The sequence below is a fragment of the Streptomyces sp. NPDC097640 genome, from assembly GCF_040302705.1.
Lineage (GTDB): Bacteria > Actinomycetota > Actinomycetes > Streptomycetales > Streptomycetaceae > Streptomyces.
Map to the genome: position 1 here is coordinate 619273 of NZ_JBEOSB010000001.1, position 24218 is coordinate 643490.

The following is a 24218-nucleotide window of genomic DNA, read 5'->3' on the forward strand; positions in this document are numbered from 1 at the left end:
CGCCCCTATGCCCTCCACGATTTTCCGGCCCGGCACCGGTCGGCGCCGGAAGTCCGCGAAGCACATCCGCCCGACCCGTCCGTCCGCGGCCGGGCTCGTCCTCGCGACCACCGCGGTCGTCCTGTCCGGGGGCCACACGGTCCGCGCGACGGCGACGCCCCCGCCCGTGCGCGCCTCCCAGGACGACGACGAGCCGGAAGCGCCGGCCCCGGTCTCCGGGCCGCACACCGGCCTGGTGGTCATCGACAACTCCTCCGCCGACTCCTGGCTGGAGGTCGACCGCACCCTCAACACGCTGCTGATGAGCCACGGCACCGCGGGCAGCGACCACGACGGGGGCGGCGGTGCCGTCGAGGTCCGGACCGGCGACATCACCGGTCCGGACCCGGTGCCGGAGATCGGCCACCCGCCGTGGCAGGGCGAAAGCGGGGATTGACATGAAGCGCAAGGCTTGGCCGCAGTCGTGGCCGGGCCGGCTCGGGAGGGCGGTGGACCCCTATGTCGCCGCCCTCCTCGGGACGGTCGCGCTGGCGGCGCTGCTGCCCGCGAGCGGCGCGGCGGCCACGGCCGTCGGCGACGCCGCGGACCTCGCCATCGGGCTGCTGTTCTTCCTCTACGGCTCGCGGCTCTCCACCCGCGAGGCGCTGGACGGACTGCGGCAGTGGCGGCTCCACCTGGTGGTGGGCGCGAGCACCTTCGTGCTCTTTCCACTGCTGGGGCTGGCCGCGGGGGCCCTTGCCCCCGCCCTTCTCAGCGACCGGCTCTACACCGGTCTGCTCTTCCTCTGCGTCGTGCCCTCCACCGTCCAGTCCTCCGTCGCCCTCACCTCCACCGCCCGGGGCAATGTCCCGGCCGCCATCTGCGCCGGGACGTACTCCAGTCTGCTCGGCATGATCGCCACCCCGCTGCTCGCGGCCTGGCTGATCGGCTCCGACGTCCGCTTCTCCGCCCACGGGCTGCTGGCCATCGCCACCCAGCTGCTGCTCCCCTTCCTCGCCGGACAGGCGCTGCGCCGCTGGACCGCGCCCTTCATCGGCCGCCACAAGCGGGTGCTCGCCCTGCTGGACCGGGGCTCCATCCTGCTCGTCGTCTACACGGCGTTCAGCCGGGGGATGACGGAAGGCGTGTGGAACCAGGTCACCCCGGCGCGGCTGGGCGCGCTGGTGAGCGTGGCCGCGGTGGTGCTGGCGCTGGCCCTCACCGCGACCTCGTACACCGCACGGCGGCTCGGCTTCCGCCGGGAGGACCGCGTCACCATCGTCTTCTGCGGCTCCAACAAGTCGCTGGCCACCGGGCTCCCCATGGCCGCGGTGCTGTTCGGCGACGCGGCCGGGCCGGTGATCCTGCCGCTGATGCTCTTCCACCAGCTCCAGTTGATGGTGTGCGCGGTCATCGCGGGCCGGTGGTCCCGCCGCGCGCCGGAGCCCTCAGCCGTCCCCGGCCCACCCGGCGCCCCCGTACAGGTCTAGTAGATGCGGCGGCCCCGGGTGTCCGGGATGCCGGACTTCCGGAAGAAGTAGGTGTTGATGTGGTCGCGCCACTCGCGGGCGCTGCGGAGCTGCTCCTCGTACCGCTCCGCCGCCCGCGCGTGGCGTGCCGGGTTCATCAGGTCCGCGAGCCCGGCCCACACCCGGCCGGCCTCCTCCGCCTCCGCCACGCCCTCGAAGTGCGTGTCGTAGATGTGCTGGATCACCGTCTCGCCGCTGTGCAGCACATGCCCGTACGGCACGTGGTGGAAGAACAGCAGCAGCTCGTCCGGGCAGGTCGCGGGCGACTCGTACAACTCCGCCCACGGCTTGGCGTACTGCCCCGCGAACCCGGTGCCGGTCGCCCGGCTGCGGTCGACGCCGACGCCGTCCCGGTCGGCGAAGTGGTACGTCCCCCACGGGCTGTACTCGTAGCCGTCCACGCTCGGCCCGTAGTGGTGCCCGGGCTGCACCATGAAGCCGACGCCGAGCGGCGCCGTGTACTTCTCGTACGTGCGCCAGGAGCCGTCCAGCACCGCCGACAGCCCGTCGCGCAGCCGCGCCGGATCGGCGGTCCGGTCGGGGGTGAAGGACAGCTCGATCCACTCCCGCAGGACCGCGCGCGGGTCCGCGTCGGGCTGCCAGGCCAGGCGGCCGACCGCGTAGAGATTCGCCTGCGCCAGCGGATGCCCGGTCCAGAACGGGTCGTCACCGGCGTTGGAGACCGCCACCAGGCCGCCGCCGCGCGCCAGGTCCCCGACGCCGGGCCCCTCGTCCCCCTCGGGCCGGAACCGAAGCGCGTCGCTCCACATCGGCCCGAGCCAGCACGCGTGCCGCTGCTGTCCCGTGTACTCCTGGGTGGCCTGGATCTCCACCGCCAGCCGGGTGTTCGGCATCGCGCCGATCACGGGGGAGACGGGCTCGCGCGGCTGGAAGTCCATCGGCCCGTGCTTCACCTGGAGCACCGCGTTCGGCGCGAACTCGCCGTCCTGCGGGGCGAAGTGGTCGTAGGCGGCGCATGCCCGGTCCACCGACCGGTCGCGCCAGTCCTGCCGATGGTTGTAGACAAACGCCCGCCAGTGCACCGTGGCGCCGTACGGGGCGAGCGCCGCGGCGAGCATGTTGGCGCCGTCCGCGTGGCTGCGGCCGTAGGTGAACGGGCCGGGCTGTCCCTCGGAGTCGGCCTTGACCACATACCCGCCGAAGTCGGGTATCGCCGCGTACACCTGGCGGGTCGTCTCCGCCCACCAGCCGGCCACCGCGTCGTCCAGCGGATCGGCGGTGGGCAGGCCGCCGAGCACGACGGGCGAGGCGAAGGAGACGCACAGATGCGTCCGGATCCCGTACGGGCGCAGCGCGTCCGCGATCGCGGCCACCTCGCCGACGCGATCGGTCAGCAGATGCGCCTCCGCTTCGTGCACATTCACGTTGTTCACGGTGATCGCGTTGATGCCGGACGCGGCGAGCAGCCTGCCGTAACAGCGCACCCGCTCCAGCTCGTCGCGCGAGCCCCGGGCCAGGCCGTCCCGCCAGAACAGGGAGCCGCCCGAGTACCCCCGCTCCACCTGGCCCATCACCGGGTGCACCGCCACGTTGTCCCAGTGGTTCAGCATCCGCAGGGCCAGCGCCGGACGGTGCGTCTCGGGCGCCGGCTCGCCCCGGAAGGCCGCCTCGCCGAGCCGCACCAGGTGGAACAGCCCGTACAGCAGCCCGGCCTGACGGGCGGCCGTCACCCGTGTGACGCCGTCCGCCCGGACCAGCGCGAACCCCTCGTCCCCGAGCCCGTCCGGGTCGCCGTCCTCCTCGAGTTCGAGTTCGAGGTCGTACGACGCGCCCTGCGCCCGCGCGGCCGTGGCGACCTCGCCGCCGAACCGTGCGCAGGCGTCCGCCACTTCTCCGTGCACCGTGTCCACCAGCGGGCCCGTGCCCGAGATCAGCGTGCGCCGGGAACCGAGCGGACGGAACGCCTCGGGCGGCAGCCAGGCCGGGTCCACGCCGTCGGGCAGCGCGGGAACGGATACGGGTACGGATGCGGATGCTGTCACGGAAACCCCTGGTCAGTGCGTATCCCAGTGCGTATCGAGCGCGCCTGACCGCCTGGGCGCGGGCGGGCGGCCCAAGTATGCCGTGTGCCGGCCGGGGCCGGGAGGGGCCGATCCGGGGACTTCGCGGTCACTCTCTTGTGGTTACTCGGAAACTGTAGGAGAGTGGCTGCTGACATGGGAGAACGTACGTTTCGATGACAGGGGGAACCCGATGGGGGGCAAGCGGTACAGCGGCTCGCCCGAGGACGCGGACCTGGCGCGCGCGGACTCCTTGGCGCGGGAGATCTTCTCGGACGTCGCCAACAAGTGGGCGCTGCTGATCATCGAGTTCCTCGGTGAACGCACCCTGCGCTTCAGCGAGCTGCGCAACGAGGTCGAGGGCATCAGCCACAAGATGCTCACCCAGAACCTGCGCATGCTGGAGCGCAACGGCCTGGTGGAGCGGACCGTGCACCCCACCGTGCCGCCGCGGGTCGAGTACACCCTGACCGAGGCGGGCCAGGCCCTGCGGGGGACGATCGACGGCATGTGCGCCTGGACCCACCAGTACATCGGTCATATCGACGAATCCCGCCGCCGCTTCGACGGCTGACGCGCGGGAGCGCCGGTTCAGTCGAGGACCGCGGCGGCCTCGATCTCGACCAGATGCTCGGGTACGTCCAGCGCCGCGACGCCCAGCAGGGTGACCGGCGGGGTCGGGGTGACCCCCAGCTTCGCGGCCGCGCGGGCGATCCCGTCCAAGAGCAGGGGCATCTTGTCGGGGGTCCAGTCGACGACGTGGACGTTCAGCTTCGCCACGTCGTCGAAGGACCCGCCGACTCCGGCCAGGGCCGTACCGATGTTGAGGTAGCACTGTTCGACCTGGGCGGCGAGGTCGCCTTCGCCGACGGTGACGCCATCGGCGTCCCAGGCGACCTGGCCGGCGATGTGGACGAGCTTCGACCCGGTCGCGATCGACACCTGCCGGTACACGTCGATCTCCGGCAGTCCGCTGGGGTTCACCAGGGTGATGGCCATGTTGCGCGTTCTCCTTGTGTCACTCTCTTGTGGTTACTCGGGAACCATAGGAGAGCGGACACTGACGTGCAAGAACGCACTTTTCGGTGACTGGGGAACCTTTCGGTGACCCAGCAGTTCAGCCGGGCGTCAGTTTCCGAAGGCGGCGTCGAAGGAGGCCGCCGGCGGCTCGTAGTCGTACGCCTTCAGGCGGGCCAGTGCCTCGGGGGCGCCCTGGAGCCGGTCCATCCCGGCGTCCTCCCACTCGACCGAGACCGGACCGTCGTAGCGGATGGAGCGCAGCATCCGGAACACGTCCTCCCAGGGGACATGGCCGTGACCTGCCGAGACGAAGTCCCAGCCGCGGCGCGGGTCGCCCCACGGCAGGTGCGAGCCGAGGCGGCCGCTGCGGCCGTCGAGCCGCTTGCGGGCCTCCTTGCAGTCGACGTGGTAGATCCGGTCGCGGAAGTCCCACAGGAAGCCGACCGGGTCGATGTCCTGCCACACGAAGTGCGACGGGTCGAAGTTGAGGCCGAAGGCGGGGCGGTGGTCGATGGCCTCCAGGGCGCGGTGGGTGGTCCAGTAGTCGTAGGCGATCTCGCTCGGGTGGACCTCGTGGGCGAAGCGCACCCCCTCGGAGTCGAAGACGTCGAGGATCGGGTTCCAGCGGGCGGCGAAGTCCTCGTAGCCGCGCTCGATCATGGCTTCCGGGACGGGCGGGAACATGGCCACCAGATGCCAGATGGCGGAGCCGGTGAAGCCCACGACGGTGTCGACGCCGAAGGCCGCCGCCGCGCGTGCCGTGTCCTTGATCTCGGCGGCGGCGCGCTGCCGCACGCCCTCGGGTTCGCCGTCGCCCCAGACCCGGGACGGCAGGATGGCCTGGTGGCGCTCGTCGATGATGGCGTCGCAGACGGCCTGGCCGACCAGGTGGTTGGAGATCGCCCAGCACTTGAGGCCGTACTTGTCGAGGAGCCGGTGGCGCGACTCGAGGTACGAGGGGTCGGCGAGCGCCTTGTCGACCTCGAAGTGGTCGCCCCAGCAGGCGAGTTCGAGGCCGTCGTAGCCGAAGTCGGCGGCGCGGCGGCAGACCTCTTCGAGGGGCAGGTCGGCCCACTGGCCGGTGAAGAGGGTGAAGCGATGCGGCATGCTCGGGGCCTCTCAGCTGACGGGGGTGTAGACGGAGTTCTTCCCGGCGCTCTCCTCGACCGCCGCGAGGACGCGCTGGACCTGGAGCCCGTCGGCGAAGGACGGCTCGGGGCGGCGGCCCTCGGCGACGGCGTGGATCAGATCGCGGGCCTGGTGGACGAAGGTGTGCTCGTAGCCGAGGCCGTGGCCGGGGGGCCACCAGGCGTCGAGGTAGGGGTGGTCGGGTTCGGTGACGAGGATGCGGCGGAAACCGGCGTGGGCGGCCGGTTCGGTGTGGTCGTGGTAGGCGAGTTCGTTGAGCCGCTCCAGGTCGAAGGCGAGCGAGCCGTGTTCGCCGTTGAGCTCGAAGCGCAGGGCGTTCTTGCGGCCGGTGGCGAAGCGGGACGCCTCGAATGAGGCGACGGCGCCGGCGGCGAAGCGGCCGGTGAACAGGGCGGCGTCGTCCACGGTGACGGTGCCGAGGCCCCCGGGGCCCGCCGCCGGGCCGTCCGCCGCGGCGCCGGGCAGCGGCCGCTCGCGTACGAACGTCTGGGTGAGCCCGGAGACCCCGACGAGCGGTGCGCCCGCGAGGTACTGCGCGACATCGACGATATGGGCGCCCAGGTCGCCGAGCGCCCCGGACCCCGCCATGTCCTTGCGCAGCCGCCAGGTGAGCGGAAACCCGGGGTCGACCAGCCAGTCCTGGAGGTAGGTCACCCGGAGGTGCCGAAGGGCGCCCAGCCGCCCCTCGGCGACCATCCGCCGGGCCAGGGCGATGGCGGGCACCCGGCGGTAGTTGAAGCCGACCATGGCCACCTGGCCCCGCCCGTGCGCCGCCTCGGCCGCCTCCGCCATGGCCTCGGCCTCGGCGACCGTGTTGGCGAGCGGCTTCTCGCACAGCACGTGCTTGCCGGCGGCGAGGGCGGCGAGGGCGATCTCGGCGTGGCTGTTCCCGGGGGTGCAGATGTCGACGAGGTCGATGTCGTCCCGGGCGATCAGGGCCCGCCAGTCGGTCTCGACCGAGGCCCAGCCGTGCCGGTCGGCGGCGGCCCGTACGGCGGCCTCGTCCCGGCCGCAGAGAGCGGCGAGGACCGGGCGGCGGGGCAGGTCGAAGACGCGTCCCGCGGTGTTCCAGCCCTGGGAGTGGGCGGCGCCCATGAAGGAGTAGCCGACCATGCCGACGCGCAGTGGCGGTTTCCCGGGTGTCGTTGCGTCATCCTGCTGCGGCTGTGCCATGCGGGGGTCCTTCTCCTCCTCGTCGGGCGACGCCGTGGCGGGCGCCGTGGGGGCCGGGGCGGAAACCGGCGGGGCGGAAACCGGCCGGGCGGGAACCGTCACTTGAAGCCGGTGGACATGTACTGGTCGACGTTGTCCTTGTCGACGACGGCCGAGTAGACGGTGAGCGAGGCCGGGATCTCGTACTGGGAGAGCCCGCCGATGCCCTTGCTCTGGCCGAGCGCACGGGCCAGGTCGACGGCGGACGCGGCCATGGACGGCGGATACAGGACGGTGGCCTTCAGCACGCCCTTGTCCTGCTTGATGGCCTGGAGGGCGGAGAGCGCGCCCGCGCCGCCCACCATCAGGAACTCGTCGCGGCCGGCCTGTTCGATGGCGCGCAGCGCGCCCACGCCCTGGTCGTCGTCGTGGTTCCACACCGCGTCGATCTTCGACTGGGCCTGGAGGAGCTGGGCCATTTTCGCCTGGCCCGACTCGACGGTGAAGTCGGCGGCCTGCCGGGCGACCTTCTCGATGTTGGGGTAGTTCTTCAGCGCGTCGTCGAAGCCCTTGGTGCGCTGCCGGGTCAGCTCCAGGTTGTCGAGCCCGGCCAACTCCACGACCTTGGCGTTCTTCTTGCCCTTGAGCTTCTCGCCGATGTACGTGCCCGCGTTGAGGCCCATGCCGTAGTTGTCGCCGCCGATCCAGCAGCGGTACGCCTGCGGGGAGTTGAAGATCCGGTCCAGGTTGACCACCGGGATACCGGCCCGCATCGCGCGCAGGCCGACCTGGGTGAGTGCCTTGCCGTCGGCGGGCAGGATGACCAGGACGTCGACCTTCTTGTTGATGAGGGTCTCGATCTGGCCGATCTGCTGCGCGGTGTCGTTGGAGCCCTCGGTGGTCTCCAGGGTGACGTCGGAGAAGTTCTTGGCCCGGCTCTTGGCGTTCTGGTTGATGGCGTTGAGCCAGCCGTGGTCGGCCTGGGGTCCGGCGAAGCCGATGGTGACGTGCTTGCCGGGCTTGTCGTCGGCGGCGGGCCGGTTGTTCTCGGCGGCCGCGGCCTCGTTGCTCTCGTTGCTGGTGCAGGCGGTGAGGAGGGCCCCGGCGGAGACGGCGGCCGTCCCGAAGAGCAACCCTCTGCGGCTCGTGAAAGACCTCTGCTCTGGCATGTCGGTGAACCCTTTCCTCAGGTGGTGCTCGTGGTGCGGCGCTGGACCAGCACGGCGGCGACGATGATCGCGCCCTTGGCGATCTGCTGGACGTCGCTCTGGAGGTTGTTGAGGGCGAAGATGTTGGTGATGGTGGTGAAGATCAGGACGCCGAGGACCGAGCCGGTGATGGTGGACCGGCCGCCGGTGAGCAGGGTGCCGCCGATGATCGCGGCGGCGATGGCGTCGAGTTCGTACAGGTTGCCGTTGGTGTTCTGGCCGGAGCCGGACAGCACGATCAGCAGGAAGGCGGCGATGCCGCAGCACAGGCCCGACAGCAGATAGAGGTAGAGCCGCTGGCGCCGGACGTCGATGCCCGCGAGCCGGGCCGCCTCCGCGTTGCCGCCCACCGCGACCGTGCGCCGGCCGAAGGTGGTCCGGTTGAGCACCAGCCAGCCGATGACCGTGACGACGGCGAAGACCAGCACGAGCGGCGGGATGCCGAGCACATAGGAGTCGCGGTTGCCGAGCTCCAGGATGGAGTCGATGGTGACGATCTGGGTCTGCCCGTCGGTGATCTGGAGGGCGAGGCCGCGCGCGGAGGCCAGCATGGCCAGGGTCGCGATGAACGGCACCATCCCGCCGTACGCGACGAGCAGCCCGTTGATCAGGCCGCACCCCACACCGACGATCACGGCGGTGAAGAGGACGCCGGCGAACCCGTACTCCTGGGTGGCGACCGTGGTCGCCCACACCGAGGCGAGCGCGACGATCGCGCCGACCGACAGGTCGATGCCCCCGGAGGTGATGACGAAGGTCATGCCGACGGTGACGACGCCGATGACGGACGCCTGGGTGAGCACCAGCTGGAGGTTGCGGGTGTCGAGGAACTGGTCGGGCTTGGTGATGCCGCCGATGACGACGAGGGCGGCCAGGACGCCGAGCAGCGAGAGGATACGGACATCGGCACGGGGCACGAGGGCGCGCCAGGCGGGGGGCGCGGCGTCGGGGGCCGCCTTGCCGGTGTCACCCCGGGGCGGGGATATGGACTGCGTCATGACGCGAGGCTCCCTTCAGTGGCCTCGGGGCTGCCTTGTCCGGCCCCCGGGCTTCCTTCCATGACGAGGTCGAGGACGCGGTGTTCGTCGAGTTCGCGGGCGGGCGCGGTGTGTACGACGCGGCCCTCGCGCAGCACCAGGACACGGTCGGCGAGTCCCAGCACCTCGGGCACCTCGCTGGAGACCAGGAGCACTGCCAGGCCCTCCTCGGCGAGGCGGCGGATCACCGCGTACAGCTCGGCGCGGGCACCGACGTCGACGCCCCGGGTGGGTTCGTCGAGCAACAGCACGCGGCAGCCGCGCAGCAGCCAGCGGGCCAGGACGGCCTTCTGCTGGTTGCCGCCGGAGAGCGTGCGGACCGGTACGGAGGGGTTGTCGGGCCGCAGCGACAGCTCCCGGGTGGCCGCGTGGGCGGCCTCGCGCTCGGCGCCCCGGTCGACCCAGCCGCCGTGCGAGAAGCGGGAGAGGGTGGAGACGGAGACATTGCTGGTGACGGACTCCAGCATCAGCAGGGCCTGCGCCTTGCGCTCCTCGGGGGCGAGGCCGAGCCCGGCCCGTACGGCGGCGCGGACACTGCCGGGCCGCAGCCTGCGGCCGTCCACGAGCACCTGACCGGCGCTGGGTTTGCGGGCGCCGTAGATGGTCTCCAGGATCTCGGAGCGGCCGGAGCCGACGAGGCCGGCCAGGCCGACGATCTCTCCGGGGCGCACCTGAAGGTCGAGCGGCGCGAACTCGCCGTCCCGGGCCAGCCCGCGGACCTCCAGGACCGGTGCGCCGTCGGGCCCGGACTCCGGGCGGTCCGGGAACACCTGCTCCACCTTCCGGCCCGTCATCAGCGCCACGACCTCATGGGTCGGCGTGGACTTCGCGGGCAGCCCGCCGGCCACCGAGCGCCCGTCCTTCAGCACGGTCACGCGGTCGCCGATCCGCCGGATCTCCTCCAGGCGGTGCGAGATGTAGATGACGGCGACGCCGTCGGCGGTCAGGCCGTCGACGATGCGGAAGAGGTTGTTCACCTCGTCCGGGTCGAGGGCGGCGGACGGCTCGTCCATGACGATGAGCCGTACGTCGTGCGAGAGGGCCCGGGCCATCGACACGATCTGCCGCTGGGCCGCCGACAGTTCGGCCACCGGCCGGGCCGGGTCGATCTCCGGGTGCCCGAGGCGCCTCAGCAGTTGGGCGGTCGACGCCTTGGCGGTCCTCGCGCGGACGATGAAGCCGGCGGTGGTGGGTTCATGGCCGAGGTGGACGTTCTCGGCCACCGACAGGTGCTCCACCAGGTCGAGTTCCTGGTAGATGGTGGCGATGCCCAGGCGCATGGCGGCGATCGGCGAGCGCAGGGTGACGGTTTCGCCCTGCCAGCGGATGGTGCCGCCGTCCGGCTGGTGGGCGCCGGCCAGGGTCTTGATGAGCGTGGACTTCCCGGCGCCGTTCTGGCCGAGCAGACAGTGCACCTCGCCGGCCTGGACCTCGAGGTCCACGCCGTCCAGGGCCCGGACTCCGGGGAACGACTTGGTGATGCCGGACATGCTGAGCAGTGGCGTTGGTGCCATGTGGGTTCCCCTCGGCGGGCGTGCGGGCCGTTTTCACGCAGGGCAGGGCAGGGCGGAGCAGGGCGCTGTGCTGGTGCGCCGTGCGGGTGTGCGGTGGGACGGGTCGTGGGGCTACGCGGGCAGTAACAAGTGGTCGCTGATGAGCCGGGCCCCGCCGATGACGCCTGCGGCGGGCCCCAGTTCCCCGAGGACGATGGGGAGGTTGCCGGTGGCCAGCGGCAGTGACTGGCGGTAGACCTGGGCGCGGATCGCGGCGAGCAGGGTGTGGCCGAGGCCCGCGACCCCGCCGCCGACCACCACCAGGCCGGGGTTGAAGAAGGACACCAGCGTGGCGAGGACCTGGCCGGTGTGGGTGCCGCCCTCGCGGATCAGGTCGAGCGCGATGGTGTCGCCCGCCGTGGCCGCGGCGGCGACATCGGCGGCGCTGAGGGCGCCGTTCGCGGCCAGCCGGGCCGCGAGGTCGGCCGAGCGGCCCTGCCGGGCGGCCTCGGTGGCGTCGCGGGCGAGGGCCGCACCGCTGAAGTGGGCCTCCAGACAGCCGTGGTTGCCACAGGCGCACGGGCGGCCGTCGGGCACGGCCTGGATATGGCCGATGTCGCCCGCGCTGCCGGTCGTGCCCCGGTGGACCCTGCCGTCGACGACGATGCCGCAGCCGATACCGGTGCCGATCTTGACGCAGAGGAAGTCGCCCGCGGAACGGGCGACGCCCGCGTGCTGCTCCCCGATCGCCATCAGGTTCACATCGTTGTCGACCATGACCGGGCAGCCGAGTTCCTGGCTGAGCACTTCCCTGACCGGGAAGCCGTCCCAGCCCGGCATGATCGGCGGGGCGACGGGGACGCCCTCGGGGAAGCGGACCGGTCCGGGGATGCCGATCCCGGCGCCGTGGAAGCCCTCGGCGAGCCCGGAGGCCCGCAACTCGGCCGCCATGGACAGGGCTTTCTCGAAGACGGCGACCGGGCCCTCGCGCACGTCCATGGGCTGGGTGATGTGGCCCAGGACTTCCAGTTCGCCGTTGGTGACGGCGACGTCGACCGAGGTGGCGCCGATGTCCACGCCGAGAAAGCGGAGTTCGGGGGAGAGCCGGAGGCTGTGGGAGCGGCGGCCGCCCCGGGAGGCGGCCAGCCCGTCGGCCACGACCAGACCCGCCTCCAGCAGCCGGTCCACCTCGACCGCGAGCTTGGACCGCGAGAGGCGCACCTGTTCGCTCAGTTGGGCGCGGGAGCTGGGGCCGCCGTCGCGCAGCAGTCGGAGCAACTGGGACTGATGGGCGTTGGCCGGTCGCGCCGTCATATGTCTCACGTGCCCCTCACCGCCTCTGCCGGCCCTGTCCGTCGGCTCCGGCCACCATGGGCCTGCCGCGCTCCCTTTCGCCAGGAACGTAGCAGCATCAGAACGGCCTAGGAAGAAGTTGTACCGGAATCTTCTTAACTTTTTCCCGCAGGAGGACAAAGTTCCGCCTCGGCCCCAGAGCCGAAGCGGGTGGAGGGCTCGCGTGAGGGTGTTTGCTCCTGGAGATATCCTGAGAGGGCGATAAGTGCGCTTCGCCTGCATATGGTGTGCTTCGGGAGGTCGCAATGAGCCAGCAGCCGGTTGTTCTGCCCTATACCGACCCGGCCTTCGTGGCGAACCCCTTCGCCTTCTACCGGCGGCTGCGCGAGGACGGCCCGGTGCGGCGCGCGACCATCGCCGGGGGCCTGGACGCCTGGCTGGTCATGCCCTACGAGGAGTGCCTCGCGGCCCTGTCCGACCCGCGGCTGAGCAGCGACGTATGCCAGGCGTCGGACCCCGGGCTCAGACGGCAGCTGCCGGTGGCGGAGCGGGAGTCCATGGTGAGCAACATGCTGCGCGCCGACCCGCCCGACCACACCCGGCTGCGCCGGCTGGTCTCCCGGGCGTTCACCGCGCGCAGGGTCGCCGAGCTGCGGCCCCACGTCCAGGAGATCGCCGACCGGCTGCTGGACGCGGTCGTGCCGACCGGCCGGGCCGAACTGATCGGGGACTTCGCGCTGCCGGTTCCGGTCACCGTGATCAGCGAGCTGCTCGGCGTGCCCACGTCCGACCGGCAGGACTTCCAGCGATGGGTGGACGACCTGATCCTGCGCGGGCCGGAACCGCCGGACCCGGCCGTGCTCGACCGCGGATGGCGGCGGATGCGCACGTATCTGACCGGGCTGCTGGCGGCCAAGCGGGCCAGGCCGGGGGAGGACCTGCTGAGCGCGCTGATCACCGCCCGGGACGAGGAGCATCGGCTGATCGAGGACGAGCTCATCTCCATGGCGTTCCTGCTGCTGGCGGCCGGATACATCACCACGGTCAACCTGATCGGCGGCGGCATCGCCGCGCTGCTGGCCCACCCCGATCAGCTCCGGATGCTGCGGGAGGACCCGGCGCTGCTGCCGGCCGCGATCGAGGAGCTCCTGCGCTATGACGGGACGCTCAACCCCGGCATCGCCCGCTTCGCGCGCGAGGACGTCTCCATCGCGGGCGTGGACATCCCGCGCGGCGCGACCGTGCTGGTCGCCTCGGCCATCGCCGACCGCGATCCGGCCCAGTTCCCCGACCCTGATCGCCTGGACATCACCCGCGGGGACAGCGCCCACCTCGCGTTCGGCCACGGCATCCACTACTGCCTCGGGGCGCAGCTGGCCCGGATGGAGGGGCAGGTCGCCATCGGAACCGCCCTGCGCCGCCTTCCCGATCTGGCGCTGGGCGTGCCGCCCGAGGAGCTGCGGTGGCGGCCCGGCGGGCTGCGCGGCCCCGAGCGGCTGCCCGTCACCTTCACCCCGGGCCCCTCCGCGTAAGCCGGTCAGCGGGCCATCGATGCGATGGCCCGCCGATCGCGGCGGTCTGCTCGCGGTGTGGCTCGGTTACTCCCCTGACGGTGCGGTCAGCGGGACACCGAGGGCCACCGGGGTACCGAAGTTCGGGGTGCCGTCCGCGTTCCAGGTGAACTTCTGCGCTCGGGTGCTGCGGTTCATGTCACAGCCACCGCCGGCGGAGTTGTTCGCGTGGTAGACCATCCAGTCCTCGGTTCCGTCGGGCGACTTGAAGAAGCCGTTGTGGCCGGGGCCGTACACGCCGTTGGCGTTGGACCGCTGGAACACCGGGTTGGGCGACTTGACCCAGGAGGAGGAGGCGAGCGGGTCGCCCCCGTTGTAGGTGAGCATCCCCATCTTGTAGTCGGGCGTGGAGCAGTGGCTGGCGGAGTAGACGATGAACGTCCTGCCGTTGCGCTGGAGCACCTCGGCGCCCTCGTTGACCGCGCCGCCCACCGTCTCCCAGCTGTAGGTGGGAGTGGACAGCAGCCTACGGGTGCCACTGGCGGTCCACGGGTTCGACAGCGGCCGGATGAACATCGGCTGCGAGCCGTTGTAGTACGTGCCGAGGAGGTAGAGCTTGCCGTTCAGCTGAAGGATGCTCGGGTCCAGCTCCCAGGTGTTGTCCTGGTTCGGGTCGAGCAGGTCGGCCTTGAAGGTGTACGGCCCCATCGGGTCCTGGCCGGCGCTCTCGAGCACATGGATCCGCTGGGTGCCCAGGTCGTACGGCTCCCGTCCGGCGGTGTAGTAGAAGTACCACCGCTTCCCGTTCGGGCCGTCCAGCAGATGGAACTCCGGGGCCCACATCGTGCCGGCCCCGTTGGGCCGGGACAGGTTGAAGATCACCTGGTCGTTGGCCGTGGCGAGGCCCGCGAGGGTGCTGGCCTTGCGCATGGTGATGGTCGAGTTCCAGGTGGTGGTGGCGAGGTAGTAGTACCCGTTGTAGTAGGTGAGCCAGGGGTCGGGGCCGTGCTGGGAGAGCGGGTTGGTGAAGGTGCCCGCGCTCTGGCTTCCACTGGTGTTCTGATACCCGGCGGTGGCAGTGGCAGTGGCAGTGGGGGTGGTGGCACCGGCCGCGGACGGCGCCACCAGTAAGGCGATCACCATGGTGAGCACGCCGGTGAGCGCGGACAGAAATCTGGCTCGAGTCACTGGTGCTCCTTCTTCGTGGGGAGGGCTCCGGAGCCACCCCGGTTGTAGACCTTGACCTCGGTGAGGCCGGTCTTGGCTCCGGAGGCGTTGGTGGCCAGGACCCGTATGCGCTGGGCGCTGATCGACGGGAACCGCACCACGTTGTAGTTGGCCTGTGGCGCGGCCGGGGTCTTGGCCTGACTGGGTGCGTCCACCCACGAACTGCCGTTGTAGTACTGGACGGTGTACGCGGACGGGGCCCGGTAGGTGGCGGAGGCCGGGCGGCTGTCCTTGAAGTGCAGGCGCACCTCGTTGAGCGTCCGGGCGGTGCCGAAGTTCAGCTCGTACCAGTCCTGGCTGTTGGGGGAGCCACCCGCGCCCCAGAACGGCTCGTTGGTGGGGTAGCCGTCCACCGCGCCGGAGACATTGCTGCCGGACCCGGTGTAGGAGGCGGACACGGTCGCCCCGGAGGCGAGGTTGGCGGGGTCGCCGGTCAGGTCGACGCCGGCCTTGGCGAACATGTCGACCATGCGAGGGCTGTTCTGCACGACCTGGTTGGGGGCCTGGAGCCCGGGGACGGCCGTGTGGTACGTGACCGTGCCGTTCGTCGTCACATCGCCGGTGGCCGGGTCCCAGGTGAAGGGCACCAGCTTGTCGACGGTGGCGACCCGGTTGCCGTTGATGAAGATCGAGTAGCCCTCCGGGACACCCGGGTAGCGCACCACTCCGTCGGCCGGGTCGTCCCAGACGATGGACAGATCGGCGTTGCGGTAGCGGAGGTTGTTGACGGTGAAGTGGGTCCAGCCGATGTCGATCGGGGACAGCTCGACCTTGGCGTCGTTGCGGGTGCGCAGGCCGGCCACGTCCTCGATCACGGTCCAGTTGCTGCTGCCCAGGATGTTGTGGTGGATCCAGGAGCGGTAGTCGATCCCGCTGCCGTTCCAGTCGGCCCAGAACTCGTTGGCGTCGGGAAACTGGGTGTTGCCGCCGACGTACTGCGCCCAGGCGTTCCAGTAGAGCAGCTTCTTGTAGTCGGTGGCGGTCATCCAGGAGTTGGGATAGTTGCGCAGCACCGAGGAGTAGAGCCGGAACTGCACGGTGGAGTTGATGGTGGAGAAGTTGTTGGAGCCCGGGTTCCCGGCATCGGCCGCCGCCTTCTTGTCGACCTGGTTGGCCGTGTAGAAGGGGAAGACGGGGTACTGGGCCGGATCGTTGAACAGCCGCAGGGCCTGCTTGTAGGTCGAGGTGTTGGGGACGGCTCCGACCGAGAACGGGTAGTAGTTGTTGATCTCCTTCCAGGGCACCCATTCGTTGGTCGACTTCAGCCGGTGCTCGAACAGCTGCCGGTTGGGGTTCCACAACACGTTGACGATGGCGTCCTTGATCTGGTTCGCCAGCGTACGCATCTCGGCGGCCTTGGCCGTGTTGCCGACCGCGTCGTAGGCCTGGGCCGCGGCCAGCGCGCCGCTGTACTGGTACGCGGACTCGGCGCGGTCCATGTTGCCGGGCTTCCAGTGGAAGGAGACCGCGTCGGCGTCGTTGCCGGTCAGGGCGCCCCAGTCGTATTCGATCAGCTTGTTGTTGTCGTGGTCGTAGTAGGCGAGCTGGCCCTTGACGTCGCCCTCCGCGTAGTGGGCGAGGTTGCCCGCGATGGCCGGCTGTCCCCCGTGGAGCTGATAGCTCTTCCACGCCGCCTCGGCGATGTACTGGGTGTAGCTGTTGGACCAGTTCTCCGGGTCACCCGGGTTGTCGAGGAAGCGGCCACCCTTGGAGATCTGGCCGACGTTGAGCCAGTTCCCGTAGGCGTACATCGGGTTGCGCAGATACTTGAGGTCGTCGATGTGCATGGGCTGGGTGAGCGCGATCGCGTTGTTGTAGCCGAGGACGCCTTCGGTCGAGGTCGGGAACTGATAGGTCTGACCGGGGATGTTGGCGTCGAGGCTGTTGAAGCGCATCAGCCACCAGCGGTAGTAGATGCTCTTCTTGATCGCGGGCTCGGGCACATCGATGTACGGCACGTTCTGCGCCCACCACAGGTTGTACGCCTTGACGTGGGTGGCGAACGCGGTCGCGTCCGAGTAGCCCGCGTAGGCGTTGTAGTCGGTGAGGGACTCCGGGATCTCGCCGGTGATGAAGCCCATCACCACCTTGGCGGTCACCGTGGCCCCGGCCGCGATCGTCACCGACCGGTTCAGCCCGCCGCTGTTGGCGGCGAAGCCGTCGCCGGTGAGCCGCGTCTGGATGCTGGTGAGGTTGTTGTAGGCGTTGACCTGTCCGGTCAGCTCGCTGCCGGAGCCCGAAGTGGCGTACGGGGAGGTCGCCCGTAACTGGAGCGTGGTGGAGCTGCTGCCGTTGTTCTTGATCGACAGGTTGGTCACGGCGACGTTGTTGTCGGTGATGAACTTGGTCTGGTTCACCGTGATCGAGCCGCTGGTGTGCACGCTCTTCCAGTTGCTGGGCGTCTGCCGGCGCTGTGCGACCTGTTCGGTGAAGGTGCCCGGACTGATCGCGACGGAGTAGGCGTTCTTGTCGCTGATGCTCTCCCAGTAGGCGACATGGCCGCCGAACCCGAGCACCGCGGGGTCATGGGTCTTCATGAAGACCGCGCGCCCACGGCTCATCAGCCAGGGCCCGGCCGGGTCGTTGCCGGAGCGGGCCAGCAGGCGGTCCATCCAGAAGTCGGTGCCAGAACTCTCGGAGTCGTAGATGGACCGCATCATGTCGCCGGGCGTGTAGGCGACGGGCGCGGCCGGGATCGCGGGTCCGCTGAAAGTCGGGAACCCGATGGTCTGGTCGGCGGCGGCCGGGGTCGCCGCGGAACAGACCGTGCAGATGATCAGCGCCAGGGCGAGGAAGAGGCGCTTCATGGCAGGGCCCGTGCGGTGCGGTGGTGTTGCGTGTGGTCCATGGTGGCGGCCCCGTGGGGAGCCGTCATCGTGCGTCTTCTCATCGGGCGCTCCCTGTCCGGTTGACAGCAGGCGGTTGCTCACGATGGTGCTGACGTTCTCCGACGAGGACTCCCGGGAGCCCCGGCGGACGGGGTGCGATCAGGCGTACCGGGGTCGTGCGTGAAACAGACCTAAAAGGTTTTCGCAAGGTAGGCGCGTGTCACGGCACTGTCAACAGAAGTAGCACCACGCCTCAGGAGAGCGGGGCCGTGGACCCCCTGATCACCACGCGGCAGGGCAGGGTCTCGACCCCCGAGCGCCGAGCACCGGAGATCGCGCCGAACAAGGTGTGCGCGGCAGCGCGCCCGACCTGCTCCAGATTCATGTCGACGCTGGTCAGCGGCGGGCGGGAGGCGGAGGTCAGGACCTGCCAGTTGTCGAAGCCCATGACCGCCACATCCTCCGGCACCCGGTGGCCGCGCTCGCGCAGCACATCCATGACCCCGCGGGCGATCTGATCGCTGCCGCACAGGACGGCGTCCACGTCCGGGTGCCGGTCGAGCAGCATCGCGGTGGCCGCCCGCCCCCACCCCTCCGACCACGCCCCGAACCGCACCTCACCGACCAGGGCGAGCCCGGCCTCGGCCAGCGCGGCCCGGGCCCCCTCGGCCCGCTCCTGCGCCGCCAGATAGCCGGGATCGCCGGTGATGTGCGCGATCCGGGTACGGCCGCAGGCGAGCAGATGGTCGACGGCGATCCGGCCGGCGCCGATGCTGTCGGGAACGATGGACAGATCCTCCGGGTCGTCCGACGGGGCGTACGCGTAGACCACGGGGACGGGCAGTTCGCGGCCCAGGGACGGACGGGGGTCGGTCCGGCTGCCCACCACGATGAGGCCGTCGACCCGGCGGCCGAGCAGCGCGCGGACATGGTGCTGCTCGCGGATCGCGTCGCCGCGGGCGTCGCACAGGAACACCGCGACCTCGCCGGCCCCGAAGGCGTCCTCGGCGCCCATGAGGATCGGGATGGAGAACCGGCCCTCCAGGTCGCTGGTGAGCAGCCCGACGGTGCCCGTGCGCCCGGCGAGCAGGCCGCGGGCCAGCTGGTTGGGCCGGAACGACAGTCGCTCGGCCGCTTCGATCACCCGCTGCCTCGTCTCCGCACGCACCTGGCTGCGGCCGTTGAGGGCCTTGGACGCGGTGGCGATGGACACGCCGGCCAGCCGGGCGACGTCGCTGAGGGTGACGGGATGCGAACGAGAGGGGCCGGTGGCCTGTGTCATGGGTAGTTCTCCTGTCTCGCGTCGCGTGCCGGGCCGTTGAGACTGGCACATCGCGCATAAAAAAGGGTACGCGAGTTGTTTCGGTCCGGGGACGTTCAAGGCGCCTTCGAGGTTTCGACGGCTCGCGTACAGGCATTCTCAGCAAGGGGATTGACGGGTGATGAGCGGGGTTCTACGTTCGCTGAAAGCCTTTTCGGTCAGTTTCCGTCGCAGAGTTCAGTGCCACCACAGCCATCGTCCCGTCCGGTTCGGCCTGCCCACGGCCCGCCGCCACACAAGGGAGATCGTCATGGGGAGCACGGCCGGACCACAGGGACGCATACGCCGACTCGCCACCGGCGCCCTCGCGCTGATCGCCGCCGCGAGCATGGTCACGGCCTGCGGATCGGGGGACGGCGGCTCTGGCGGCGGAGGGGGCTCGGCGGGGGGTGTGAACGGAGTCGACGACGGCACCAAGTTGACGATGTGGACCCGCGCGGCGACCCGCCCGCAGAGCGAGGCCCTGGTCAAGGCGTACAACGCGAGCCACAAGAACCGGATCGAGCTCACCGTCATCCCCACCGACGACTACCAGGCCAAGGTCGGCGCGGCCGCCGGCGCCCGCGACCTCCCCGACCTGTTCGCCTCGGACGTGGTGTTCGTGCCCAACTACACCTCCAGCGGGCTCTTCGCCGACCTCACCGAACGCGTCGACGCGCTGCCCTTCGCCAAGAACCTGGCCCAGTCGCACATCAAGGCCGGTACCTACGAGGGCAAGAAGTACGTGGTGCCGCACACCCTCGACCTGTCGGTGCTCTTCTACAACAAGGAGCTCTACCGGCGGGCCAAGCTCGACCCCGCGAAGCCGCCCACCACCCTGCGCGAGTGGGACCAGCAGGCGCGGGCCGTGGACGCGCTGGGCGGAGACGTCAACGGCACCTTCTTCGGCGGCAACTGCGGCGGCTGCGGCGTCTTCACCTGGTGGCCGTCCCTCTGGGCCGCGGGCGAGGACGTGCTCAACAAGGACGGAACCGAGGCACAGCTGTCCTCCGACACCGCGAAGAAGGTCTACCAGACCTACCGCGGATGGGTGAAGGACGACATCGTGGCCCCCGGCGCGCGCGAGGAGACGGGCACCACCTGGACCGGGGTCTTCCCGAAGGGCAAGGTCGGCGTGATGCCCATGCCGTCGACCACCCTGGGCCTGATGCCGAAGGACCTCGACCTCGGGGTCGCGCCCATCCCCGGACCCGACGGCGGCAAGTCCACCTTCGTCGGCGGTGACGCCATCGGCATCTCCGCCACCAGCAAGTCGGCCAACCAGGCATGGAACTTCCTCGCCTGGTCGCTCGGCGACAAGGCCCAGGTCGACGTGGTCGCCGCGCACAAGGACGTGGTGGCCCGCACCGACCTCGCCTCCAACAAGTACTCCGACGCGGACCCGCGGCTGGTGACCATCAACCGGCTCGTGGCGGAGGGCCACACCCCGTACGCGCTGAAGTTCGGCCAGACCTTCAACGACCCCAACGGGCCGTGGCTGTCCCTGATGCGCCACGCCGTCTTCGGCGACGGAGGGTCCGTGGAGAAGGACAACAAGGCGGTCAACGCCTCGCTGGCCGACTGAGCGCCCCCGCTTACCCGGCAGAGGAGAGCCATGCAGGTGAAGGCGCCCGGCCGAGCGGCCGCCGAACACCGGGCCCGGTCGGCGCGGCCGGCCCGCCCGGCCCGCCGGCCTCGTACCCCCGGACCCCGGTGGTGGCGGTCCCGGAAACTCCAGGGGCTCGGCTACGCGGCCCCCACGGCCGTGTTCGTCGCGGTCTTCTTCGTACTGCCCCTGCTGCTCGTCGGGCAGATGTCGCTCAGCGACTGGCCGCTGCTCGCGGGGGACCGGGGCGGCAACGCCCCCGAGAACTACACCGACGTCACCGACTCCACCCTGTTCTGGCCCGCGGTCCGCTTCACGCTCCTCTACACCGTGGTCGTCACGGTCGTCCTCCTCGGGCTCGCCCTGCTCCTCGCCCTGCTGGTGCAGGAGTCCCGCCCCGGCGCGGGCTTCTTCCGCACGGTCTACTTCCTGCCCGGCGCCCTGGGGCTGGCCTCCGCCTCCTTGCTGTTCTGGGGCCTGTACAGCCCCACCACCGGACCGCTCAGCCGGATCCTGGAAAGGCTCGGCCTCACCGACGAGCCGGTGTCCTTCCTCGGCTCGCCGACCTCCGCCCTGCTGTCGACGGTCTTCCTCATCGTCTGGAAGTTCGCCGGCTTCTACATGCTGATCCTCCTCGTCGGCATCCAGCGCATTCCCCACGAGGTGTACGAGGCGGCGCGGATGGACGGCGCCAGCCGCGGCCAGATCTTCCGCAGCATCACCCTGCCCCTGCTGCGGCCGTCCCTCGCCCTCTCCCTGCTGCTGTGCGTCACCGGATCGCTGCTCGCGTTCGACCAGTTCTTCATCCTCACCAAGGGCGGACCGGACAACAGCACCGTCACCATCGTCCAGCTGATCTACCGCGAGGCCTTCCAGCGGATGAACCTCGGCACCGCGGCGGCCCTCTCGATCCTCGTGCTGGCCGCGCTGCTCGTGCTCAACGTCGCGCAGTTCATCGGTCTGCGCCGCGCCGACGAGTCATGACATCCACCTCATGAGAAGGGACACCACGGTGCTCACCCGCGCCCTCGGCCGGACGCCCCACTACGTCCTCGCCGGAGGACTGGCCGTCATCTTCCTCTTCCCCCTGCTGTGGAACGCCTGGGCGTCGGTCAGCGGACAGCCGGGCACCGCGCAGGAGTCCGGCTACGGCCTCGGCAACTACCGCACGCTGCTCGAGTACGACGCGGGCCTGTGGCGTTACCTCCTCAACAGCACCGTCGTCTCGGCACTCACCGTCGCCCTGACCCTCGGGGTCTCGCTGCTCGGCGGCTACGCCTTCGCCCGCTTCGACTTCCCGGGCAAGAACCTGCTGTTCCTGGTGGTGCTGGCCATCCTCATGGTCCCGTACGCCACGCTCCTCATCCCGCTCTATGTGCTGCTCGGCAGGCTCGGGCTACAGAACTCGCTGCTCGGGCTGAGCCTGGTGCTGGCCATGTTCCAGCTGCCGTTCGCCACCTTCATGATGCGGATCTCCTTCGAGGCGGTGCCGCGCGAACTGGAGGAGTCGGCGCTCGTCGACGGGTGCGGCACGGCGGGCGCGCTGCGCCGCGTCCTGCTCCCGGCGGTGCGGCCGGGGCTGATCACCGTGGGGCTCTTCGCCTTCCTCGCGGCCTGGAACGACTTCATCGCGCCACTGATCCTCATCTCGGACAGCGAGAAGGCGCCACTGCCGCTGGCCGTCGCGAATCTGCGGCAGCAGAGCATGGGCGCCGTCGACTACGGCGCCACCGAGGCGGGGGTGGTGGTCCTCGCCGTGCCCTGCCTCCTCCTCTTCCTGCTGCTGCAACGGCACTACGTACGGGGCTTCATGTCGGGCGCGCTGAAGGGCTGACGCGCCGGACCACGGAGACGGACAACCGAAGGGATGAACCGAAGGCATGAACTGGTGAGGGAGAACACGGCGCGGTCACTCGTCCTGCCGGTGGCGCCGACCCGGGGCCGGCTGCGGCCGCTCGGGCTCGACGAGGTCACGATCACCGGGGGCTTCTGGGCCCGGCGCCGCCAGATCAACGCGACCGCCACACTCGACCACTGCCGCGACTGGATGGAACGCGTCGGCTGGATCGGCAACTTCCGGGCCGCCGTCGAGGGCCGGATCCACCGGGACCGGCGTGGCCGCGAGTTCGCCGACTCCGACGTCTACAAACTGCTCGAAGCCATGGCCTGGGCGGCCGCCGGGCAGCAGGGGCCCGACACCTCGCTCGACGCGGAGATCGCCGCGCTCACCGAGGCCATCGCGCCAGCCCAGGAACCGGACGGCTATCTGAACACCGCCTTCGGACGCCCCGGCCAGCAGCCCCGGTACAGTGACCTCGAATGGGGCCACGAGCTGTACTGCTACGGGCACTTGATCCAGGCGGGGGTGGCCCAGGCCCGGGCCCGGGGCGAGGGAGAGCTGGCGAAGATCGCCCGGCGGGCCGCCGACCATGTCTGCGCCACCTTCGGCAGGGGCGGCATCGAGCGCGTCTGCGGCCATCCGGAGATCGAGCCGGCGCTGGTGGAGCTGGCCAGGCTGACGGGGGAGCAGCGCTATCTCGACCAGGCCGCGCTCTTCGTCGACCGCCGCGGCCACCGCACCCTCGCGGACCCCGAGTTCGGCCGCGCCTACTACCAGGACGACCTGCCCGTCCGCCAGGCCACCGTGTTCCGCGGCCACGCCGTCCGCGCCCTCTACCTGGCGTCCGGCGCCGTCGACGTGGCCGTGGAGACCGGGGACGACGCCCTGCTGGCCGCGGTCGTGCGGCAGTGGGAGCGTACGGTCGCCCGGCGGACCTATCTGACGGGCGGCATGGGCTCGCACCACCGGGACGAGTCCTTCGGCGACGACTTCGTCCTGCCCCCCGACCGCGCCTACTCGGAGACCTGCGCCGGTGTCGCCTCCGTCATGCTCAGCTGGCGGCTGCTGCTGGCCACCGGCGAGCCGCGCTTCGCCGACCTGGCGGAGCGGACCCTGTTCAACGTGGTCGCGGCGTCCCCGGCCGAGGACGGCCGCGCCTTCTTCTACGCCAACACCCTGCACCGGCGCGACCGGGGCACCGTGCCCCCCGCCGACGCGGAGAGCCCGCGCGCCGAGTCGAGCCTGCGCGCGCCCTGGTTCGCGGTGTCCTGCTGCCCGACCAACGTGGCGCGGACCCTGGCTCAACTGCCCGCCTATCTGGCGACGGCCGACGACCACGGCGTGCAGCTGCACCAGTACGCCGACGCGGAGATCGCCACATCCCTCGCCGGAGGCCACGGCGTGGCGCTGCGGATCCGCACCGACTACCCGTCCGGCGGGGCCGTGACCGTGCGGATCGACCGGTCCCCCGACCACCCGTGGACCCTGTCGCTGCGCGTCCCCGGGTGGACGGAGGGCGCCGCCGCATGGCTGGCCGAGCCGGACGGGACACGCCGTTCCGTCCCCCCGGGCACCGCCACCGTCAACCGGCTCTTCCGGCCCGGCGACGAGATACGGCTCGAACTGCCCATGGCGCCCCGCTGGATCGGGGCCGATCCGCGCGTCGACGCGGTGCGCGGGACGGTGGCCGTCCAGCGGGGGCCGCTGGTGTACTGCGCCGAGTCGGTGGATCTGCCGGACGGACACGAGGCCGACGCCGTACGGGTGGATCCGTCGGTCGAGCCGAAGGACGGGCCCGGCGCGGACGACACCGTCGTCGTGGCCGGGGAGCTGGCCGGACACGCCGGACAGGGCGACACTTCATGGCCGTACGGACCGCTCGACCGCCCCGCCACCGAGCCCGCCGCCGAGCGCGCGGACATCGTCCTGGTGCCCTACCGCTCCTGGGCCAACCGCGGGCCCGCCACGATGCGGGTGTGGCTGCCGACGGCGGAACCGGACACCACCGCCCCCTCGTAACCCGCG

At 70.9% G+C, this 24218-nt stretch carries 19 protein-coding genes; 8 read left to right on the top strand and 11 right to left on the bottom strand.

From position 1 onward, the window contains the following. Positions 1–7: 7 nt before the first annotated feature. Both ABTY62_RS02065 and ABTY62_RS02070 read left to right on the top strand, forming a co-directional pair. Positions 8–436 (top strand): hypothetical protein, encoded by a 429-nt coding sequence (locus ABTY62_RS02065; RefSeq protein ID WP_352127394.1) that lies wholly within the window; start codon positions 8–10, stop codon positions 434–436. Position 437: 1 nt separating this feature from the next. Then, entirely contained in the window at positions 438–1469 is a 1032-nt protein-coding gene (locus tag ABTY62_RS02070) for a bile acid:sodium symporter family protein (protein WP_352127395.1), read from the top strand. Here the strand turns inward: ABTY62_RS02070 and ABTY62_RS02075 are convergent. Next, a complete protein-coding gene (locus ABTY62_RS02075) occupies positions 1466–3511 on the bottom strand; it encodes an alpha-glucuronidase (protein ID WP_352127396.1) in 2046 nt (681 codons plus the stop codon). The genes ABTY62_RS02070 and ABTY62_RS02075 overlap by 4 nt on opposite strands. 211 nt (positions 3512–3722) lie before the next feature. Between ABTY62_RS02075 and ABTY62_RS02080 the strand changes: the two genes are divergently transcribed. After that, positions 3723–4103, top strand: coding sequence for a winged helix-turn-helix transcriptional regulator (locus tag ABTY62_RS02080; RefSeq protein ID WP_352127397.1), 381 nt, complete (start codon positions 3723–3725; stop codon positions 4101–4103). A 17-nt stretch (positions 4104–4120) separates the two neighbouring features. On the opposite strand, the gene ABTY62_RS02085 is transcribed toward ABTY62_RS02080, so the two are convergent. From ABTY62_RS02085 to ABTY62_RS02115, 7 genes are all read right to left on the bottom strand, one after another. Continuing rightward, positions 4121–4528 (bottom strand): RidA family protein, encoded by a 408-nt coding sequence (locus ABTY62_RS02085; protein WP_352127398.1) that lies wholly within the window; start codon positions 4526–4528, stop codon positions 4121–4123. 129 nt (positions 4529–4657) lie between these two features. Beyond that, on the bottom strand, positions 4658–5656 hold the full coding sequence (locus ABTY62_RS02090; RefSeq protein WP_352127399.1) for a sugar phosphate isomerase/epimerase family protein: 999 nt from the start codon (positions 5654–5656) through the stop codon (positions 4658–4660). Between the two features lie 12 nt (positions 5657–5668). Then, a complete protein-coding gene (locus ABTY62_RS02095) occupies positions 5669–6871 on the bottom strand; it encodes a Gfo/Idh/MocA family protein (RefSeq protein WP_352127400.1) in 1203 nt (400 codons plus the stop codon). Positions 6872–6969: 98 nt separating this feature from the next. After that, positions 6970–8019 (bottom strand): substrate-binding domain-containing protein, encoded by a 1050-nt coding sequence (locus ABTY62_RS02100; RefSeq protein ID WP_352127401.1) that lies wholly within the window; start codon positions 8017–8019, stop codon positions 6970–6972. Positions 8020–8036: 17 nt separating this feature from the next. Further along, positions 8037–9056 carry an ABC transporter permease gene (locus tag ABTY62_RS02105; RefSeq protein WP_352127402.1) on the bottom strand — a complete coding sequence of 340 codons (1020 nt, stop codon included), beginning with the start codon at positions 9054–9056 and terminating at the stop codon, positions 8037–8039. Continuing rightward, positions 9053–10609, bottom strand: a complete 1557-nt coding sequence (locus ABTY62_RS02110) for a sugar ABC transporter ATP-binding protein (protein ID WP_352127403.1) — start codon at positions 10607–10609, stop codon at positions 9053–9055. Before ABTY62_RS02110 ends, ABTY62_RS02105 begins: the two co-directional genes overlap by 4 nt. A gap of 111 nt (positions 10610–10720) precedes the next feature. Beyond that, a complete protein-coding gene (locus ABTY62_RS02115) occupies positions 10721–11902 on the bottom strand; it encodes an ROK family transcriptional regulator (protein ID WP_352127404.1) in 1182 nt (393 codons plus the stop codon). Between the two features lie 284 nt (positions 11903–12186). Between ABTY62_RS02115 and ABTY62_RS02120 the strand changes: the two genes are divergently transcribed. After that, complete coding sequence (locus tag ABTY62_RS02120; protein ID WP_352127405.1) at positions 12187–13413, top strand: cytochrome P450 family protein; 1227 nt, start codon at positions 12187–12189, stop codon at positions 13411–13413. 66 nt (positions 13414–13479) lie between these two features. On the opposite strand, the gene ABTY62_RS02125 is transcribed toward ABTY62_RS02120, so the two are convergent. The 3 genes from ABTY62_RS02125 to ABTY62_RS02135 form a co-directional block, all read right to left on the bottom strand. Continuing rightward, complete coding sequence (locus tag ABTY62_RS02125; protein ID WP_352127406.1) at positions 13480–14580, bottom strand: glycoside hydrolase family 43 protein; 1101 nt, start codon at positions 14578–14580, stop codon at positions 13480–13482. Beyond that, complete coding sequence (locus ABTY62_RS02130; protein ID WP_352127407.1) at positions 14577–17426, bottom strand: discoidin domain-containing protein; 2850 nt, start codon at positions 17424–17426, stop codon at positions 14577–14579. Before ABTY62_RS02130 ends, ABTY62_RS02125 begins: the two co-directional genes overlap by 4 nt. A 274-nt stretch (positions 17427–17700) precedes the next feature. Beyond that, positions 17701–18729 (bottom strand): LacI family DNA-binding transcriptional regulator, encoded by a 1029-nt coding sequence (locus ABTY62_RS02135; protein WP_352127408.1) that lies wholly within the window; start codon positions 18727–18729, stop codon positions 17701–17703. A gap of 289 nt (positions 18730–19018) precedes the next feature. Here ABTY62_RS02135 and ABTY62_RS02140 point away from each other — a divergent pair, with 289 nt between their 5' ends. Genes ABTY62_RS02140 through ABTY62_RS02155 form a run of 4 tightly spaced genes read left to right on the top strand, consistent with a single transcriptional unit; the run spans position 19019 to position 24212 of the window. Further along, positions 19019–20332: an ABC transporter substrate-binding protein gene (locus ABTY62_RS02140; RefSeq protein WP_352127409.1), complete on the top strand. Its 1314-nt coding sequence runs from the start codon at positions 19019–19021 to the stop codon at positions 20330–20332. Between the two features lie 30 nt (positions 20333–20362). After that, positions 20363–21337: a carbohydrate ABC transporter permease gene (locus tag ABTY62_RS02145; protein WP_352127410.1), complete on the top strand. Its 975-nt coding sequence runs from the start codon at positions 20363–20365 to the stop codon at positions 21335–21337. 28 nt (positions 21338–21365) lie between these two features. Then, positions 21366–22187, top strand: coding sequence for a carbohydrate ABC transporter permease (locus ABTY62_RS02150; RefSeq protein ID WP_352127461.1), 822 nt, complete (start codon positions 21366–21368; stop codon positions 22185–22187). A 33-nt stretch (positions 22188–22220) separates the two neighbouring features. Continuing rightward, positions 22221–24212: a glycoside hydrolase family 127 protein gene (locus ABTY62_RS02155; protein WP_352127411.1), complete on the top strand. Its 1992-nt coding sequence runs from the start codon at positions 22221–22223 to the stop codon at positions 24210–24212. Positions 24213–24218 lie beyond the last annotated feature (6 nt).

Excerpts from the sequence above, each read along its gene's own strand:
- ABTY62_RS02095 (WP_352127400.1), bottom strand. The coding sequence starts at position 6,871 with ATGGCACAGCCGCAGCAGGATGACGCAACGACACCCGGGAAACCGCCA.
- ABTY62_RS02155 (WP_352127411.1), top strand. The coding sequence starts at position 22,221 with ATGAACCGAAGGCATGAACTGGTGAGGGAGAACACGGCGCGGTCACTC.
- ABTY62_RS02135 (WP_352127408.1), bottom strand. The coding sequence starts at position 18,729 with ATGACACAGGCCACCGGCCCCTCTCGTTCGCATCCCGTCACCCTCAGC.
- ABTY62_RS02110 (WP_352127403.1), bottom strand. The coding sequence starts at position 10,609 with ATGGCACCAACGCCACTGCTCAGCATGTCCGGCATCACCAAGTCGTTC.
- ABTY62_RS02105 (WP_352127402.1), bottom strand. The coding sequence starts at position 9,056 with ATGACGCAGTCCATATCCCCGCCCCGGGGTGACACCGGCAAGGCGGCC.
- ABTY62_RS02065 (WP_352127394.1), top strand. The coding sequence starts at position 8 with ATGCCCTCCACGATTTTCCGGCCCGGCACCGGTCGGCGCCGGAAGTCC.
- ABTY62_RS02080 (WP_352127397.1), top strand. The coding sequence starts at position 3,723 with ATGGGGGGCAAGCGGTACAGCGGCTCGCCCGAGGACGCGGACCTGGCG.
- ABTY62_RS02070 (WP_352127395.1), top strand. The coding sequence starts at position 438 with ATGAAGCGCAAGGCTTGGCCGCAGTCGTGGCCGGGCCGGCTCGGGAGG.
- ABTY62_RS02100 (WP_352127401.1), bottom strand. The coding sequence starts at position 8,019 with ATGCCAGAGCAGAGGTCTTTCACGAGCCGCAGAGGGTTGCTCTTCGGG.
- ABTY62_RS02140 (WP_352127409.1), top strand. The coding sequence starts at position 19,019 with ATGGGGAGCACGGCCGGACCACAGGGACGCATACGCCGACTCGCCACC.
- ABTY62_RS02115 (WP_352127404.1), bottom strand. The coding sequence starts at position 11,902 with ATGACGGCGCGACCGGCCAACGCCCATCAGTCCCAGTTGCTCCGACTG.
- ABTY62_RS02145 (WP_352127410.1), top strand. The coding sequence starts at position 20,363 with ATGCAGGTGAAGGCGCCCGGCCGAGCGGCCGCCGAACACCGGGCCCGG.
- ABTY62_RS02085 (WP_352127398.1), bottom strand. The coding sequence starts at position 4,528 with ATGGCCATCACCCTGGTGAACCCCAGCGGACTGCCGGAGATCGACGTG.
- ABTY62_RS02120 (WP_352127405.1), top strand. The coding sequence starts at position 12,187 with ATGAGCCAGCAGCCGGTTGTTCTGCCCTATACCGACCCGGCCTTCGTG.
- ABTY62_RS02090 (WP_352127399.1), bottom strand. The coding sequence starts at position 5,656 with ATGCCGCATCGCTTCACCCTCTTCACCGGCCAGTGGGCCGACCTGCCC.
- ABTY62_RS02130 (WP_352127407.1), bottom strand. The coding sequence starts at position 17,426 with ATGAAGCGCCTCTTCCTCGCCCTGGCGCTGATCATCTGCACGGTCTGT.